The sequence below is a fragment of the Stomatohabitans albus genome (genome assembly GCF_036336025.1).
Classification (GTDB): Bacteria; Actinomycetota; Nitriliruptoria; order Euzebyales; family Euzebyaceae; genus Stomatohabitans; species Stomatohabitans albus.
In genome coordinates this window covers 770,058-784,719 of sequence record NZ_JAYKKE010000001.1, presented here as the reverse complement: position 1 = coordinate 784,719, position 14,662 = coordinate 770,058, and the positions used below count along the sequence as shown (strand labels likewise).

At 50.4% G+C, this 14,662-nt stretch carries 20 protein-coding genes and 1 tRNA gene; 13 read left to right on the top strand and 8 right to left on the bottom strand.

Annotation, left to right across the window (positions count from 1 at the left end):
• Nucleotides 1-87: 87 nt before the first annotated feature.
• Entirely contained in the window at nt 88-1,065 is a 978-nt protein-coding gene (locus VCU37_RS03470; protein ID WP_336249236.1) for a CpaE/TadZ family protein, read from the bottom strand.
• A 127-nt stretch (nt 1,066-1,192) separates the two neighbouring features.
• Between VCU37_RS03470 and deoC the strand changes: the two genes are divergently transcribed.
• Both deoC and VCU37_RS03460 read left to right on the top strand, forming a co-directional pair.
• Nucleotides 1,193-1,864 carry a deoxyribose-phosphate aldolase gene (deoC, locus tag VCU37_RS03465; RefSeq protein WP_336249235.1) on the top strand — a complete coding sequence of 224 codons (672 nt, stop codon included), beginning with the start codon at nt 1,193-1,195 and terminating at the stop codon, nt 1,862-1,864.
• Nucleotides 1,865-1,928: 64 nt separating this feature from the next.
• Entirely contained in the window at nt 1,929-2,174 is a 246-nt protein-coding gene (locus VCU37_RS03460) for a helix-turn-helix domain-containing protein (protein ID WP_336249234.1), read from the top strand.
• Here the strand turns inward: VCU37_RS03460 and VCU37_RS03455 are convergent.
• The gene (locus tag VCU37_RS03455) at nt 2,146-2,613 is read right to left on the bottom strand and encodes a hypothetical protein (RefSeq protein ID WP_336249233.1); all 468 of its coding nucleotides are present in this window, start codon (nt 2,611-2,613) and stop codon (nt 2,146-2,148) included. The two genes, VCU37_RS03460 and VCU37_RS03455, sit on opposite strands and share 29 nt — an antisense overlap.
• 322 nt (nt 2,614-2,935) lie before the next feature.
• On the opposite strand from VCU37_RS03455, the gene rpsF reads away from it, so the two are divergent.
• The 11 genes from rpsF (at nt 2,936) to VCU37_RS03400 (ending at nt 10,190) form a co-directional block, all read left to right on the top strand.
• Nucleotides 2,936-3,238 (top strand): 30S ribosomal protein S6, encoded by a 303-nt coding sequence (gene rpsF, locus VCU37_RS03450; protein ID WP_336249232.1) that lies wholly within the window; start codon nt 2,936-2,938, stop codon nt 3,236-3,238.
• Nucleotides 3,239-3,274: 36 nt separating this feature from the next.
• Nucleotides 3,275-3,745, top strand: a complete 471-nt coding sequence (gene ssb / locus VCU37_RS03445; RefSeq protein ID WP_336249231.1) for a single-stranded DNA-binding protein — start codon at nt 3,275-3,277, stop codon at nt 3,743-3,745.
• A 52-nt stretch (nt 3,746-3,797) separates the two neighbouring features.
• Entirely contained in the window at nt 3,798-4,043 is a 246-nt protein-coding gene (rpsR, locus tag VCU37_RS03440) for a 30S ribosomal protein S18 (protein WP_336249230.1), read from the top strand.
• Nucleotides 4,044-4,052: 9 nt separating this feature from the next.
• Entirely contained in the window at nt 4,053-4,679 is a 627-nt protein-coding gene (rplI, locus tag VCU37_RS03435; protein ID WP_336249229.1) for a 50S ribosomal protein L9, read from the top strand.
• An 85-nt stretch (nt 4,680-4,764) separates the two neighbouring features.
• Nucleotides 4,765-6,249: a replicative DNA helicase gene (gene dnaB / locus VCU37_RS03430; protein WP_336249228.1), complete on the top strand. Its 1,485-nt coding sequence runs from the start codon at nt 4,765-4,767 to the stop codon at nt 6,247-6,249.
• 9 nt (nt 6,250-6,258) lie between these two features.
• Nucleotides 6,259-6,738, top strand: coding sequence for an SRPBCC family protein (locus tag VCU37_RS03425; protein WP_336249227.1), 480 nt, complete (start codon nt 6,259-6,261; stop codon nt 6,736-6,738).
• Nucleotides 6,739-6,752: 14 nt separating this feature from the next.
• Nucleotides 6,753-6,826 (top strand) — tRNA-Gly (locus tag VCU37_RS03420).
• Nucleotides 6,827-7,231: 405 nt separating this feature from the next.
• Entirely contained in the window at nt 7,232-7,999 is a 768-nt protein-coding gene (locus VCU37_RS03415) for an Abi family protein (RefSeq protein WP_336249544.1), read from the top strand.
• Nucleotides 8,000-8,146: 147 nt separating this feature from the next.
• Complete coding sequence (locus VCU37_RS03410; RefSeq protein ID WP_336249226.1) at nt 8,147-8,536, top strand: nuclear transport factor 2 family protein; 390 nt, start codon at nt 8,147-8,149, stop codon at nt 8,534-8,536.
• A gap of 22 nt (nt 8,537-8,558) precedes the next feature.
• Entirely contained in the window at nt 8,559-8,810 is a 252-nt protein-coding gene (locus VCU37_RS03405) for a hypothetical protein (RefSeq protein ID WP_336249225.1), read from the top strand.
• A 714-nt stretch (nt 8,811-9,524) separates the two neighbouring features.
• On the top strand, nt 9,525-10,190 hold the full coding sequence (locus VCU37_RS03400; RefSeq protein WP_336249224.1) for an endonuclease III domain-containing protein: 666 nt from the start codon (nt 9,525-9,527) through the stop codon (nt 10,188-10,190).
• Here the strand turns inward: VCU37_RS03400 and VCU37_RS03395 are convergent.
• The 6 genes from VCU37_RS03395 to VCU37_RS03370 form a co-directional block, all read right to left on the bottom strand.
• On the bottom strand, nt 10,184-10,414 hold the full coding sequence (locus VCU37_RS03395; protein WP_336249223.1) for a helix-turn-helix transcriptional regulator: 231 nt from the start codon (nt 10,412-10,414) through the stop codon (nt 10,184-10,186). The two genes, VCU37_RS03400 and VCU37_RS03395, sit on opposite strands and share 7 nt — an antisense overlap.
• Nucleotides 10,415-10,418: 4 nt before the next feature.
• Nucleotides 10,419-11,249, bottom strand: a complete 831-nt coding sequence (locus VCU37_RS03390; protein ID WP_336249222.1) for an ABC transporter permease — start codon at nt 11,247-11,249, stop codon at nt 10,419-10,421.
• The gene (locus tag VCU37_RS03385; RefSeq protein ID WP_336249221.1) at nt 11,249-12,100 is read right to left on the bottom strand and encodes an ABC transporter ATP-binding protein; all 852 of its coding nucleotides are present in this window, start codon (nt 12,098-12,100) and stop codon (nt 11,249-11,251) included. The genes VCU37_RS03390 and VCU37_RS03385 overlap by 1 nt, the downstream gene beginning before the upstream one ends.
• Before the next feature lie 197 nt (nt 12,101-12,297).
• On the bottom strand, nt 12,298-13,071 hold the full coding sequence (locus VCU37_RS03380; RefSeq protein WP_336249220.1) for a hypothetical protein: 774 nt from the start codon (nt 13,069-13,071) through the stop codon (nt 12,298-12,300).
• Nucleotides 13,068-13,802, bottom strand: coding sequence for an ABC transporter ATP-binding protein (locus VCU37_RS03375; protein ID WP_336249219.1), 735 nt, complete (start codon nt 13,800-13,802; stop codon nt 13,068-13,070). The genes VCU37_RS03380 and VCU37_RS03375 overlap by 4 nt, the downstream gene beginning before the upstream one ends.
• A gap of 47 nt (nt 13,803-13,849) precedes the next feature.
• Entirely contained in the window at nt 13,850-14,611 is a 762-nt protein-coding gene (locus VCU37_RS03370; protein ID WP_336249218.1) for a hypothetical protein, read from the bottom strand.
• Nucleotides 14,612-14,662: the final 51 nt, after the last annotated feature.

The window sequence follows — 14,662 nt, the reverse complement described above, 5'->3', positions numbered from 1 at the left end:
CCTTATCTACTAATGCACTTAATGCTCACACTTACTTATGGATTTTCCCCCACCTATCTCAGATACCCCGTAATATCAACAGAAACATTACGCTGCCGACCAAATCAAACTTGGTAGTGGTGGTAGCAGATTCTCTATTGCACGACTCCACTCCGGATCAGTAATCACATGCCCTATCCAAGCCGTTGTCAAGGCATCAGAAACGCCAGGCAACCGATGCACTTGCCCAGGCAATTCATGGGCCAACATGGTTATCGCAATAGCACCTGGGCCAGGCGCTTCACCGTTGATCGCAACGATGGCACCGGGATACTGCCGTGCCCACGACAAACTTCGCTGTAGGCCTCCAGGTGTTGGCCTCGTCACAATGATCAGGTCGTCAAGTCGGGCCATCACCCCAGGAAGTGGCCTCGTTCCCATGTCAATAATGATCCGACGGAGCAACCTGTCTGGGAGCATCTGAGCAACATCATCGACGTCCTGATCCTGAGCTCCCATGGTGTGTAGCCACAGCAATGACTTCGGATCAACCCGCGCAATCGAATGCGGCATAACCGCTTGTACATCCAACCCTAGGCGCACCCCCATATCACCAGGAGTGGTTGATGCATCAACCAACAAGGTTGGCAATTGTTTACTGGCCCACCGCCACCCCATAGAGACCGCCATTTCAGTGAGGCCACAACCACCAACCGCACCAATCAGTCCGATTGTTCGACGACGGTGATGCTGGCTTTCATATGCCGCCCTAATCCGATCGTTTAACACCGATGGGGCGATCGTGCTGGGCAAATGAAAATACGCCATTGACAATAGCTGATCACCAGGTTCGACCATTTGAATACCAATAACGCCGGTCGATGCGAGCCCATCAAGCACCGCTTGAGGGGCAGTGTGATCAAAGAGCACAACTTCTGCCTGCTCCAAGACATTCAGGTCTAGACTTGCTGGCCCGAATGTGAGGGTTTGCCAGCGGTAGCTAGATGCTTGAATTGTTACAGCCCAATCTCGTTCGGTTGGAACACAAGCAATGCGAATAATGTCACCAGGCGTACCAGCTTCCACACAGACCTCCCTAAGTTTTTCCTAGACCGAAGGTACGAAGGAGGGTGCGGCTAGAACGAATCCGACACGTACAGTCGGACGCTACATACACTGCGTGATTTTCCGCTCAAGAGTTTTTGGAGGACATATGGCACTCTCCCCTGGTGAATTTGCCGCGATGGTGGACCACACGTTGTTAAAGCCCGAAGCAACGCGCGCAGATATCGAAACTACTTGCCAAGAAGCTGTTGATATGGCAACAAAGAGTGTTTGCGTGAACTCAATGTGGGTCTCCGTTGTCGCAAATGCATTGGTGGACTCTCCTGTGCTTACCTGTACGGTTGTGGGATTCCCACTAGGCGCGATGAATATTCGTGGGTTGATCAGCGAAACAGCGCAAGCGATTGATGACGGAGCTGATGAAGTAGACATGGTTTTACCGTTTGGTGCCGTACTAGGTGGTGACTGGGATAGTGCCAGGAATGCAATTTCAGCAGTCCGTGAGGCGTGTGAAGGAAAGGTTTTGAAAGTCATTTTGGAATCTCGCGCCCTAGGTCTTGACCTTACGGCGAAAGCAGCACAGCTATCCGTTGACTTAGGCGCAGATTTTGTCAAAACATCCACAGGCTTTCATAGCTCTGGGGGAGCTGATGCAGCATCAGTTCAACGCATGCGTGATGTTGTCGGCCCCCATCTCGGCGTCAAGGCAAGTGGAGGCGTACGGACCTTGGATGACGTGAACAAGATGATTGCAGCAGGAGCAAATCGCTTGGGTATGTCTGCAACTAAACAAGTGTTTGCAGAATTGTTATCTGTTTAACACTTATTAACACTTCTTTACACGCAACGTGTTACCCTAACCAAACAACGAAGGAGAATTCGTAATGACTGAAGAGATGCGGCAACTTCAAGACTTCCCCGACATTATGACTGCTCAGCAGGTTGCTGAAATGCTCCATATGAGCCTTGATTATGTGCGCAAACTATCACGGGAAGGGAAGATCCCAAGCCATAAACTCCCCGGTGGTAGCCACTTTCGCTACTTCAAAGACGAAATTGTTGATTGGCTTCGCGCTCAACCACAATCAGAGGGTAGAGCAGCTAAGCAATCTGCTGCCAAAGGCAACTAATTGCAACCACAGGGACGATTGGCCCTAATGCGCCATCGTCCCCTTCTTGTTGAATAAGTCGAATATGGTCTTTGGCAACAACGGCAATAATCCCATACAACAACTGACCAGAACGTAAGGCAATCCCCACTCGGCCACCACTCGTATTTAGCGAGCGAATACAACCTATCCATGTTTGATCCCGGTATCGTCCCGGTCGACTAGAACCTATTTCAGCTTCAGCGAATTCAATCTCCCGTTCGGGAATATAAATATGTTTGGATGACGTGGTTAAACAGACCCAATCCTCGCCCCACTCGGCTATAAATCCAACAAGCGTTCCCCCAGACATGCGGACAGAGACCCGCGCACCGAGAGCCGACCATTCACCAATGGCTTGAATAAGGGTACGTTTCCCTTGTGCCCATCGGAGTGCTTCTTGGGCATCTGATACGTCCATGAGATTCCTCGTCTTACACGGTTCTCATCCTGTCCATCCATACAATGACATAACCTGTGTGGATAGCGCAATGTTGTCCACAGAACGAAGAAAACACCTTACGGAACCTGCCCTCAGCCCCTATCGTTAGGTGGACCGATCCCATCGTTTGTAGCCGCTGTCCTATGCCCATTTCTAATCACACCGCCCACCGCGTAGTAACTGACTGCGCATTAGCCAAGAAAAGCTGGTTGCGGTGGCGCCAATCGCGCTACAGTGGTTTGCCCGTCCTGCCCTGGGGGCGGCAAGGATCCCTAGGGCCGCCAAGACCAAAGGATGGCTTATGCGCCATTATGAATTAATGTTTATCCAGCACGGTGAGCTTGATGACACCACCGTCGATACGAATGTCAAGCGTTTCTCCGATTTGATTACACAACTCGGTGGCACGGTTTCCAATGTCGACCACTGGGGTAAGCGCGAATTCGCTTACGAAATTAATCACAAGACACACGGGTATTACACCGTTGTTGATTTTGAGATTGACGCTGACGGGCTCAACGAATTGGATCGGCAGCTGCGGATCAGCGACGACATCGTTCGGCACAAAGTCGTTCGCCCGCAGACCCGTACCAAAAACCTCTAGGACTGGGCCGTATAACGGCCCGATTGGAGAACCGCAATGGCAGTCGAAAATCAGATCACCGTTATCGGCAATTTAGCTAACGACCCACAAATTCGATACACCAACGATGGCACTCCGGTAACAAGTGTCGCGGTCGCCGTGAATCGTCGTGTTCGGAATTCCGCTACTAATGAGTGGGAAGACCAACTTGATGGATTCTTTGATGGCACCGTATGGCGCGACCATGCCGCCAATGTTGCCGCCAGCCTGAAGAAGGGCGATCGGGTCATCATGATAGGCCGACTGGTGAAGCGTTCATATAACGATCGTGACGGGAACCAACGCCAAGCAGTCGACATCCAGATTGATGAGATCGCACCAAGCCTTCGCTGGGCCCAAGTACAGGTAAGTCGAAATAGTGGCGGCCGTAGCGGCGGTGGATATGGCGATGCAAGTTTTGGTAACGCCCCCCAGCCCGCGCAGGCCCCAGCTCCCGTTGAGCAACCCAGTGATGACATCCCCTTCTAATCCCTAGGGATTAGCGGAACCACAGATTTCTCTTTTATTCAAAGGACTATTCATGGCACGACCCGCCCCGAGGCAAGCGCCCCAGCGCCCTGTAAAGCGCAAGGACGACTTCTTCCGCAAGAACGACATTACGTACATCGATTACAAGGACACTGAGCTGTTAAGCCGCTTCATCTCTGATCGTGGCAAGATTCGTTCGTCTCGCGTAACCGGTATCAACCCACAGCAGCAAAAGCTGGTGGCCCAGGCCATCAAAAATGCCCGTGAGATGGCATTGCTGCCCTACTCCACCCGATAGGAGGAACTCATGCAGATTATTTTGAAAGCAGACGTTCCTAACCTTGGCGATGCTGGCGATGTTGTAGATGTCCGTCGCGGTTATGCGAACAACTACTTATTACCCAAAGGTTTAGCTATTTTGGCTACCGGCGGTGCACTCAAGGATGCTCAACTCATGGCTCGCTCACGTGCGCGTCGTGAAGCTGGCAACATTGCCACGGCTGAAACCCAGAAGGCCACCCTTGAGGGTTCACCTTTAACAACCAGCGTTAAAGCCGGTGTGGATGGCACCTTGTACGGCTCCGTCGGTAAGCGCAATATCGCTGAACTGATTGAGAAGCAGCACGGCATTATCGTCAATTACAAGACGATCGGTACCGACCGTCCGATTAAAACAACCGGCGAGCACGAAGTACCGGTTCGCTTGCACCGTGACGTGCATGCAACCATCACCTTGGTTATTGAAGGTGAAGTGGACGCTAACGAATTGGCCGCACACAAGGCCGAACAAGAACGCCTTGCTGCGAAGAAAGCGGAAGCTGACCAAGCTGCCAAGGACGCTGAACAGGCTGAGGCCGAACAAGCAGCAGAGGCTGAAGCGGCTGCCGAAGGTGAGCCAGCTGAAGGCGAACCGGCTGAAGGCGAAGACGCTTAAGTACATACCGAGTTCCATACTCGTACACGTGTGGCCATCGCCGATACGATTCGGTGATGGCCACACGTGTTAAGGAAGACCGTCCATGAATAATGACTTTGGGTACAGCGAAGAACCGAGCTCCTTTCGCAGTCCTCCTGCGGCCATCGAAGCAGAAAATAGCCTGCTGGGCGCCATCATGCTCAATGAGCATGTCTTGAATGATGTACTCCCGATTATTCGTCCTGATGACTTTTTCCGTGGTTCAAATCGCAAAATCTACGAAGCGATCTTGAGCCTTAATAGCGACGGCGAGCCGATCGACCCCATCTCTGTGATTCAGACCCTCAAACGAACTAACGACCTCAATGGGGTTGGTGGTGACCTCGCCGTATTCAATCTCAGCAACGAAGTTGCAACGAGTGCGAACGCTGAGTACTACGCACGTCTCATTGCCGACGCTGCAGCCAAGCGCAGACTCATTGATGTGGGTGGCAAAATCACTGAGATTGGCTTTAATGAGCGCTTGCGTGGGAATGAAGCCGTTGATGAGGCTGAATCCCTGGTCTTTGCATTAGCAAATAAAGAACAGCGCAGTGATTTTGCTGTCATGAACACATTATGCGCCGATGCAGCTGACACCCTTGAGCATTTGTCCCAACAAGAGAGCGGGGTGACGGGTATCAAGAGTGGGTTCTATGACCTGGACCGGCTCACTGCTGGGTTCCAACCTGGTCAACTTATCGTTGTTGCGGCTCGCCCTGCGATGGGTAAATCAACGCTCGTGACCAATATGGCCCAATATGTAGCGATCAATGAAAAGAAACCAGTGGCCATGTTTAGCCTCGAAATGGGCGATAGAGAAATTATGATGCGCCTCTTGGCCGCCCAATCTGGCGTTCACAATGATCGGCTCCGTGATCCACGAACCCTCGAAGAGCAAGACTGGACAAAAATCAGTCGGTCATTGGGTATTTTTGCCGCTGCACCGCTTTTTATTGACGATACACCCGGTATCAATGTGATGGAGATTCGGGCCAAGTGCCGTCGTCTTCACGCGAAGACGGATGGGTTAGGCATGGTCATTGTTGACTACCTCCAACTGATGGAAAGCCACAAAGCGACCGATGGTCGTGTGCAAGAGGTTGCGGAGTTTTCTCGTGGGTTGAAAGTCCTGGCTAAAGAACTAGAAGTTCCTGTTATTGCCTTGTCACAGCTGTCTCGCAAACCGGAAGAACGCGAGAATAAACGCCCACTGTTGAGTGATTTGCGCGAATCAGGCGCCATCGAACAAGACGCTGACATTGTGATGTTTATCTATCGTGATGAGGTCTATAAACAAGATTCTCAGCACAAAGGTGAGGCAGAACTGATCGTCGCCAAGCATCGTGCCGGCCAGCTAGCAACTATTAACCTGTCCTTTCAGGGCCATTTCTCTCGGTTTGCTAACTTGGCTCGCCAAGCTCAACAAGGCCCACCCCCTCAGAGCGCCAATGGCTATAACACTCCGCCACCACCCACCACGCCAACAGCATCGGTGGCCACATCGGGGTACGCAACCCCGCCACCACCACCGCTCGAAGAGTTTTAGGATGGGATCATGTCGTTACGCTCATCATTAACGGTGAAGCCAATCAGGGTTCAGCGGGTCATCCATGCCTCAGCAGATGACCTCTGGGCGCTCTTTGCCAACCCACATCGCCACCCTGACCTTGATGGCCATGGGCTGGCTGACCTTATTCCTGGCACTACGTACGGTCCACAGCGTCTCCAAGCAGGAGACACGTTTAGTGTGCACATGCGCTATGGCCCCTTTACCTATGTGATGAACCTCTTTTGTGTGCAATCTCGGCCAGGCAAAGAGGTGGCGTGGAAAAGCCTCGCGCCCGCACTATGGCGGTGGAGCTTTAAGCCGCTCCGCCCACGCCAAACCTTGGTCACGGGCGAGTGGATTCCCCTTAGACGGGCCTACGCGCCTCTCTTCGCCCTCATTGGGGCACCCACCAAGAACCGCCAAGGCCTTGTAGGCACCCTCAATCGGTTAGAAGAGCTAGTGGCTGAAATGCCCCATACCTCATAGAATGTTCCACCCCTGCGGGTGTAGTTCAATGGTAGAACACCAGCTTCCCAAGCTGGATACGGGGGTTCGATTCCCCTCACCCGCTCCACATCACATTCACCGCAGTTCGTGTTACGAGTGCCGTATCGCAGGGTGACTGTTGAAGTGGTTCATAGCTTTTGACGCCGCTCAGGTTTTTTTATTACCCGGATAATGCCGGAGGTCGGGGCGATCTTCACCACTGTTCTGCTACACTGAAGGTGATAGATCCCCGGCCCGGCCTCTTACTCTCTGAGGGTAATGCACAAATGGCCGGGGCCTTTCATTTCTGGAGACTGATATGAACAAACAACGGCTCAGTTATGAAGAACAAGCCACATTATTGTCTAAGCGTGGGTTGGTTATTGACGACGTCGAAGATGCTGTTCAGTTCTTGTCACAAGTCAACTACTAACGCTTTTCTGGATACTTTCGTTACTGGCAGCGGGACCCAACTCACGGTGATAACCAATTCATAGATGGTGCCTCCTTTAACATTATTCGTGATCTCTACCTAGCCGAACAGAACCTAGTTATTGTTTGCGACGATTTACTTCACCCCATTGAAGTGTTACTCCGAACAAGATTCGCATATCACTACGCCGAGAGGGTTGGTTCTTGCGGTAAGTTTGTACTGGGTGAAGGGTTCACCCATCCACCAAAATCTATCGCAAGACCTATAGAGCACTATCTTTTAGCTAACCTTAATAGGAGCCAAGAAACCTTTATCGCTCACTATCGTGAAGACATAAAGGAAGAAGGGCGGTATACGCCGGAGGCTTACGAACATATGCCTGTTTGGGTGGCCGTAGAGGCATTTTCCTTCGGAAACCTTTCACGTGTTATCCAAGCCTCTCGAAGGGCTGGGGTCTTAGATGACTTGGCAACATCTATGAATCTATCAAAGAGAACATTGTCAAGCCAGGTACGTTCATTCGTTTACTTACGTAACCGAATCGCACATTGTGCCAAATTGTGGAACCATTCTGTTTTTGATGTCCCAGGTATTCAGCGGAATATTGTACGCCGAACAAAGAAGAACCATTACAACTTTACAGACCATTCCGTCTACAAGATTTTTGTCGCACTCAATCTTGTCGCATCTGCTTCTGGCCTCAAAACAACTTGGCTGTCAGAGACCGTTGACCCTATTCTGAGATCAAACCAACTTCTTGCTGCTGGAATAACAAATCCTGTGAAGTACGGACAGATGCCTATAGAGCTGCTTACTAGCTCTATATAGAAAATTAACCTTATCTACTTATACTATCTTTATAACTAAATAATCCTGGTATAGAACTCCTACCAGATGAGTAGAATCTATAGCACTAAAAGTATTATTATTAAATAGTTAATTATCTATATAAGAAGAATAGGAGCTGTTTCATTCATGAGCTTAGAAGATAACAAGAAGAACGCTATCGCCTATTACGAAATGGCGTTTAATGGCGATCCGCGGCAAGCTGTTCACACGTATGTAGGCAATCAATACATTCAACACAACCCGTTAGTTGCCAACGGAACAGAAGGGTTCATTGCCTATTTTGAACGTATGGCTAGCGAGTATCCCAATAAAACGATTTCATTTGTTCGGTCAGTTGCCGAAGGCGATCTCGTGTCACTCCACACCCACCAGGTTTGGCATACAAGCGATGGCGCCACAGAGGAATATGTGACGATGGACTTTTTCCGCTTTGATACAAACGGAAAGATCGTTGAGCATTGGGATGCTATCCAGCAGATTCCCAAGCAATCAGCCAACACCAACACGATGTATTAGGTGAACATACCCCGCACACCTTATGACGGCCAGACTTCCCACCTTCCGTGACGTGTATGCCGTTTTGGCCGCCACAACTGATCCTGGTGAGTGGTGGCCGGCGGACACCCCATTCGAGATATGTGTTGGTGCGGTGCTTACCCAAAACACTGCGTGGCGAAATGTAGTACGCAGCTTGATAGCCCTCAAAGCAGCTCACGGAGTTGAGGCTGAGCAGATTCTTGGCTATCCGAGTGACATGCTGGAAGCTCCTATTCGCCCTTCCGGTTTTTAACGCGCCAAAGCCCGTTACCTCGGCCATGTTGCACAATGGTTTGGTAGTGGACACCAAGAGCGTCAGCCAAACAGCACTGTTCTGCATCCAGCCAAGTGCCGACTAACAAGATAATGCATTATCACCTAATACGAGTATCAATTATTCTTTCTACCACTGTCATAGATGGCCAGTGCCACAGACCCAATACAAACAGTGATAATCACCACATCAAAGAAGGTTATTGTTAAATCTCTATTTATATACTTATAAAGTAGAATCAGTAGAATAATTATTCTTGAAATATACCATCCAACCGATCGCCCATCATCAACTACCTTAACACTACATAGCATGTAAAGTGCTTGGCCTAAGCCGTAACATAATACTAAACCAAACGAATAAATATAATTTGACCAAGTATTGGAGGCCACATTTTTACTCCTTTACATAGGGGCTAACTATAATCTAGCCTCTATAACACCATCAGGACTGGTCAAAAGTTAGATTCTTACTAATTTAGCTACTAACTCTACATATGAACACAATATAAGTAAACCCTAAATATCCCTCTTCCTATCTATTTGATGATAGCCCAGTAATATGATTGACGTTAACAGGAGAAGTACAGGGTAGATTTTTATATTTTTATAGATGCTTCAGATCGATAGCATTGCCAGCTTCATCACTTGAACCGTCCTTGCACCGAGCCAGGTTTTGGTCTACTTATTGCCTATGCCTACACCTTTGTCCACACCACCAACCTTTCGTGAGATCTATCGCGTGCTTGATGCCTCGGTAGAGGCTGGCAATTGGTGGCCGGCTGATTCAGATTTTGAGGTGTTTGTGGGGGCGATTTTGACCCAAAACACCAACTGGCAGAACGTGGTTACCTGTATTGACAACCTCAAGCAGGCCGATTGCTTGCGTCCTGATGCGCTCTTAGCGCTCGAAGCAGAAACCCTCGAAACGCTGATTTACGCATCGGGGTATCGGCGAGCAAAAACCCGTTACCTTAAAGACATCTCAACCTGGTTCATTGAGCATCACCCCGATGCCCACACCCAAGACACCCCCACCCTACGCCAAGATTTGCTCCGTGTTCATGGGGTAGGTGCTGAAACCGCCGATGACCTACTCCTCTATGTCTATCAACGCCCTGTGTTTATTTATGATCTCTACGCCAGGCGACTTATTGAAGCCACTGGGCACGGCATATACACCACCTACAACCACGCTAAGCGCACCCTTGACCCCGTCATTGAAGCAGAAGGATTTAACGCAGCTGAACACGCCCACTTCCACGGCCTCATCGTTAATGCCAGCAAGCACGCTAGAACTCAAGGGGGTTGGCCTACCTACTGGCCAAGCTTGCTTGCCCGTGCAGGCGTGGATTATTGAATAGGGGCAAAGGGTTCAAGACTAAATACCGATTCAACCGGTACCTCAAAATAGGCTGCAATTTTCAATGAAAGCACCAGCGACGGTGAATACTCACCGCGCTCAAGATACCCAATGGTTTGGTAGTGGACACCAAGATCATCTGCCAACTGCCGACGGCTGACCTTGCGGTCAGCACGAAGCACACTAATTCGGTTATAAACCTTCTCTGATTCTTCAGCCATTGGCCTACAGCCCCGAAAGCTCGCGAGTCTTTTGCCTATGCTGTGACAGGCGACCAATCGTTTCTTTTCGCATCATGATCTGCACAACCTTAGGCGCGATAGCCCAACCAACCACACCCCAGAGGGCTAATACACCAAATACAACGATAGGACTCATGCCATTGAATACGCCGAAGGGACCCACACCGGCTGATGCTTGGAGTGTATATCCGGCATATCCCAACCAAAAGAAGGGACTTATCACCGACATATAGGAAGTGAATTCAGGTAATGCGTCAAATGGAACAAATCCTGACGTAAAGATAAAGAGAACCCCGGTGACAGCCATTACCACAAGGAAACCGAATACAGAACGAATAAGTACCCCAACCATGAACCCGTATGGTGTCATTACCAGGATACCGAACCCAACTACTGCAAGAATCCCTACTGAGAGTGAAACCGAGAACTGAACTTGTGGGATAAATATAGTTGCTGCCAGTAACGCCAAGATAGTGATGTCTAGAAATAGAATCTCACAAAAGATGAGCTTCCCAATCATCCACTGCCTTACCCCATTAGGTAATGTTCTAATACGAACCATATTACCTGAGAGACGATCAGTATAGCATTCAGAAAAAATTAAAAAAATTGCATAGGCTGAATAGGAAGCTATTCCTGAATAGAGTGACCCTATAATAATCGGTGTATAACTTGGGTCAGTATTACGAATCATCAATATAGTTGCAATCACAAATATTGCTGGAGCAATAATATGATTAAGGATAGTAAACCCAACCAAGTTAACACGTATATCGGCTTTAGCTTGAATCCAAGCTGAAGTTATTGCACTCATCACGCAGTCTCCTTTGTTGTATTTACTAGCTTCAAGTAGGCATCACCTAACGTTGGTCTTGTTATTTCAATTCCCGTGATAGCGTCCAAATCCAATGACTTTAAAAACACTTCCGGATAGTCGGTGGCATGGACCTGTCGTTTACCATCTTCAAACCAGGTGATTTGGGTTGGTTGCAACAGTTCGTCACGGAGTTGTTGTGGTGACCCGCTAGCAACCAAATGCCCATGGTTCAAGATCAGTACTCGGTCAGCGAGGTCTTGTGCTTCGGCCATATCGTGTGTTGTCATCAGCACGGTTACCCCTTCATCAACACGATCTTGAATGATGCGGTGGAATTGCTGCCGCGCTTCAAGGTCCAATCCAGTCGTCGGCTCATCTAAAATAAGCAACTCAGGTTGCCCAACGACCGCGGCCGCAAGGTCTAAGCGCCGACGCTGCCCACCCGATAGCGTGCCCATCACCTGCTTGCCCACATCACCGAGCCCAACAAGCTCAAGAGCATCTGCCGGTGAGAGGTGATGTGGCTCTTTCACGTAGTGGCCGCAGATCCACGCCATGAACTCATTGACCGTCCATTTGCCGTGGTCTGAATAGTGCTGAATGACAAGCCCAATCTCTCCAAACCAGGCACCGTGCTGGGTTCGTGGGTCACGTCCGAGGGTACGAATTGAACCGGCATGTGGGGCCAGTGACCCCATGATGAGCTCAACCAGCGTGGTTTTGCCTGTTCCATTTGGCCCTAGCAATACCACAACTTCACCTCTATGAATATCAGCACTCATACCGTCAAGTACGACGTGATCACCGTAGGCAAAGTGCAAATCACTGACGTGAATCAGGGCATCCATGACGCTTCCCACCTATCCATAACACCTATGACTATCGCTATGGAATGTAGCATACATACTACATTTATACGTGTCAATACGATATTCTCATATGCATCGATAGCAGCCATGCCGAGCACCATACCGACAACGGTCTTGTGGCATGACAACGGGCATTCACACGAGGTTGGTCCCTTGGCCTCTACATCACAACAGTCCTATTCAACGGTGGCTTGGCGCGCACCGATATCGCGGCGCGCAAATACCACCGAAGCGGCGATGATTGCCCCAACGCTCCACAGCACGAGGGTTAGGGCCGCAATGGGCACCTCAACATCAGGAGGGTGAATCCAATCAGCGGTCTGTGTCTCGCGGTCAATAAACATCAATACGCCCGCATTCATAGGGAGATACTGAAAGAATGGATGGGCGATCATGAGCGGGGTACCACCAAAGGTAAGGAGTACCATTGCGGCAAGCACCGTGGTTTGTGAACGAATAATGAGGGCCACACAGGTACTGAGCACACCAATGGCCGTCCACGAACAAATAGCAAGGGCGAGGCTAACGATCAATGTGCTCGCAGCGCCGGTGGCATAGACGGACTGATCACCGAGTGGCACTTGGTAAATCGTCGCAATCGCAACCGCTAGCACGAGTCCAAGCAAGGTTGACACGAGGGCTGACACCAAGAGCTTTGCCGTAACTATCCTGCCCCGGCGAGGCACGGCAAGAACCGATGAGCCAATCTGACCACCTTCGTATTCAGATGACGCAATCAATACACCCACGATTGCGGCAATGAACGAGAAGTTTGCCATGGCATATACCCCGGCCGTTTCTGGTGTACTTAACCCGAGTGAACTGGGTGGGCCAGAATCAATAATGCAATAGCACAATGTGAGCACCGTGCTGATAAGGATTGTTACCATCAGCGCACGGTGAGTAACGAGTTTGACCAGCTCACCGCCAAGTACATCAATGAACTTCATTGGTGGGCTCCCGTACGCATACGCATCTGGCGTGACTGTTCGAGATGGGTAAAAAACGCCTGTTCTAAGCTGCCGTGTACCTGCACGAGATTGTTTACTAAGCCCTCTCCAATGACGCGACTGCGATCCATCAGCACAACTCGATCGGCAATGATCTCTGTTTCACTCATGAGGTGGGAACTCATCAGCACTGTTTTGCCATCACGGGCAAGGCCGGTGAGGAGTCCACGCAACCACTGCATGCCGATAGGGTCAAGCCCGTTTGCTGGCTCATCAACAATCACCACATCGGGATTGCCAAGGAGAGCGACGGCAATGCCGAGTCGTTGTTGCATACCCAAGGAGTATTCTCGAACACGCCGTTTCCAGTCGCGTGGCTGAAGGTCAACAAGCTCAAGCACCTCGGTAATACGTGTACCTGGAAGGCGGTTCACCCGTGTAATCCATCGCAAATGGTCGATTGCCCGTCGAGAAGGATGTGCCCCTGAACCTTCAAATTGGGCCCCAATCACACGCATTGGAAAGGGGTGTTCACGGTACCGTCGTCCGCAAACCGTTGCCGTGCCGCTATCAGCACGGTCAAGATCACAAATAATGCGCATTACTGATGACTTACCTGCACCATTGGGGCCAAGGAGTCCGGTGACACTTCCTGCTGGTGCCATAAAGCTCACCTGGTCCACCGCTGTAATGGCGCCGTGGGTTTTCGTGAGATTGATGACTTCAATCATTTGTTGTTCCTTTCAATCAGCAATAACATCACCCCGTTGCCTGATAGTTACCGAACATCGCGCCATCGGTAGATCGCCACGCTGAGGACAAGTACGAATAGCACTTGTGCAGCTACACCTATCAACGAAGAGGCCGGTGGTACTGGGCCGCCGTGGAGATAGACCTGTTTAAAAGCTTGATCAACCGTTCCTGACAGTGCTGGGATCTGTGCGGTGAGCAGGTCAGAAAGACCAATGGTCCAAACAAGTATTGAGACCACACTGGCGACCAGATTTCGGCTTGCGGCAACGATGGCGGCGGTGAGTACGGCCATGAGTACCCAATAGCCAATCACCCACCCATAAGGAAGGGGTGAGAGCGCACCCGTTCCACCCTCAGCAATACTCGCCAAGGGGATAAGACTGGCACTCGTACAGGTGATAGCCGCGAATAAGGCGATACCAGCGGTTGTGAACAGTTTGGCTCCTAATAACGTGCCACGGCGAGCAACCACAAGTACAGCTAGTCGGCCAGGGCCAACTGCATTATCTTGACCAACGATCCAGGCCCCCAACAACACGGGAATAACTTGCCCGTAGTGGAGTATGTCACGCATCAGCGCATCAACCGTTAGGCCACCCAATTCATCAGCACGCCCCTGAGCAAAGAAGCCATGCACTTGGATCATGACGAAAACCACCGCAGCACAGATAGCGAACGTCCCAAACAGTAAGGTGCGTGTGACGGCAGGCAATGACATGGCCTTGGTGAACTCACCAACGTAAATGGCGATGGTGGCCGATGGGGGAGAAACCGCGTGTGTAGACATAGACCTGACGCTAACGCCACAGGATGGTTCGCAAATCACCGCCAACGGTGA

Bases quoted from the DNA above. Each gene is read 5' to 3' on its own strand.
- VCU37_RS03405 (WP_336249225.1), top strand. From the start codon at position 8,559: ATGACGGCCAGACTTCCCACCTTCCGTGACGTGTATGCCGTTTTGGCC.
- VCU37_RS03455 (WP_336249233.1), bottom strand. From the start codon at position 2,613: ATGGACGTATCAGATGCCCAAGAAGCACTCCGATGGGCACAAGGGAAA.
- VCU37_RS03370 (WP_336249218.1), bottom strand. From the start codon at position 14,611: ATGTCTACACACGCGGTTTCTCCCCCATCGGCCACCATCGCCATTTAC.
- rplI (WP_336249229.1), top strand. From the start codon at position 4,053: ATGCAGATTATTTTGAAAGCAGACGTTCCTAACCTTGGCGATGCTGGC.
- VCU37_RS03425 (WP_336249227.1), top strand. From the start codon at position 6,259: ATGTCGTTACGCTCATCATTAACGGTGAAGCCAATCAGGGTTCAGCGG.
- VCU37_RS03460 (WP_336249234.1), top strand. From the start codon at position 1,929: ATGACTGAAGAGATGCGGCAACTTCAAGACTTCCCCGACATTATGACT.
- VCU37_RS03380 (WP_336249220.1), bottom strand. From the start codon at position 13,071: ATGAAGTTCATTGATGTACTTGGCGGTGAGCTGGTCAAACTCGTTACT.
- ssb (WP_336249231.1), top strand. From the start codon at position 3,275: ATGGCAGTCGAAAATCAGATCACCGTTATCGGCAATTTAGCTAACGAC.
- rpsF (WP_336249232.1), top strand. From the start codon at position 2,936: ATGCGCCATTATGAATTAATGTTTATCCAGCACGGTGAGCTTGATGAC.
- VCU37_RS03410 (WP_336249226.1), top strand. From the start codon at position 8,147: ATGAGCTTAGAAGATAACAAGAAGAACGCTATCGCCTATTACGAAATG.
- VCU37_RS03385 (WP_336249221.1), bottom strand. From the start codon at position 12,100: ATGGATGCCCTGATTCACGTCAGTGATTTGCACTTTGCCTACGGTGAT.
- VCU37_RS03395 (WP_336249223.1), bottom strand. From the start codon at position 10,414: ATGGCTGAAGAATCAGAGAAGGTTTATAACCGAATTAGTGTGCTTCGT.
- VCU37_RS03400 (WP_336249224.1), top strand. From the start codon at position 9,525: ATGCCTACACCTTTGTCCACACCACCAACCTTTCGTGAGATCTATCGC.
- VCU37_RS03375 (WP_336249219.1), bottom strand. From the start codon at position 13,802: ATGATTGAAGTCATCAATCTCACGAAAACCCACGGCGCCATTACAGCG.
- dnaB (WP_336249228.1), top strand. From the start codon at position 4,765: ATGAATAATGACTTTGGGTACAGCGAAGAACCGAGCTCCTTTCGCAGT.
- VCU37_RS03390 (WP_336249222.1), bottom strand. From the start codon at position 11,249: ATGAGTGCAATAACTTCAGCTTGGATTCAAGCTAAAGCCGATATACGT.
- rpsR (WP_336249230.1), top strand. From the start codon at position 3,798: ATGGCACGACCCGCCCCGAGGCAAGCGCCCCAGCGCCCTGTAAAGCGC.
- deoC (WP_336249235.1), top strand. From the start codon at position 1,193: ATGGCACTCTCCCCTGGTGAATTTGCCGCGATGGTGGACCACACGTTG.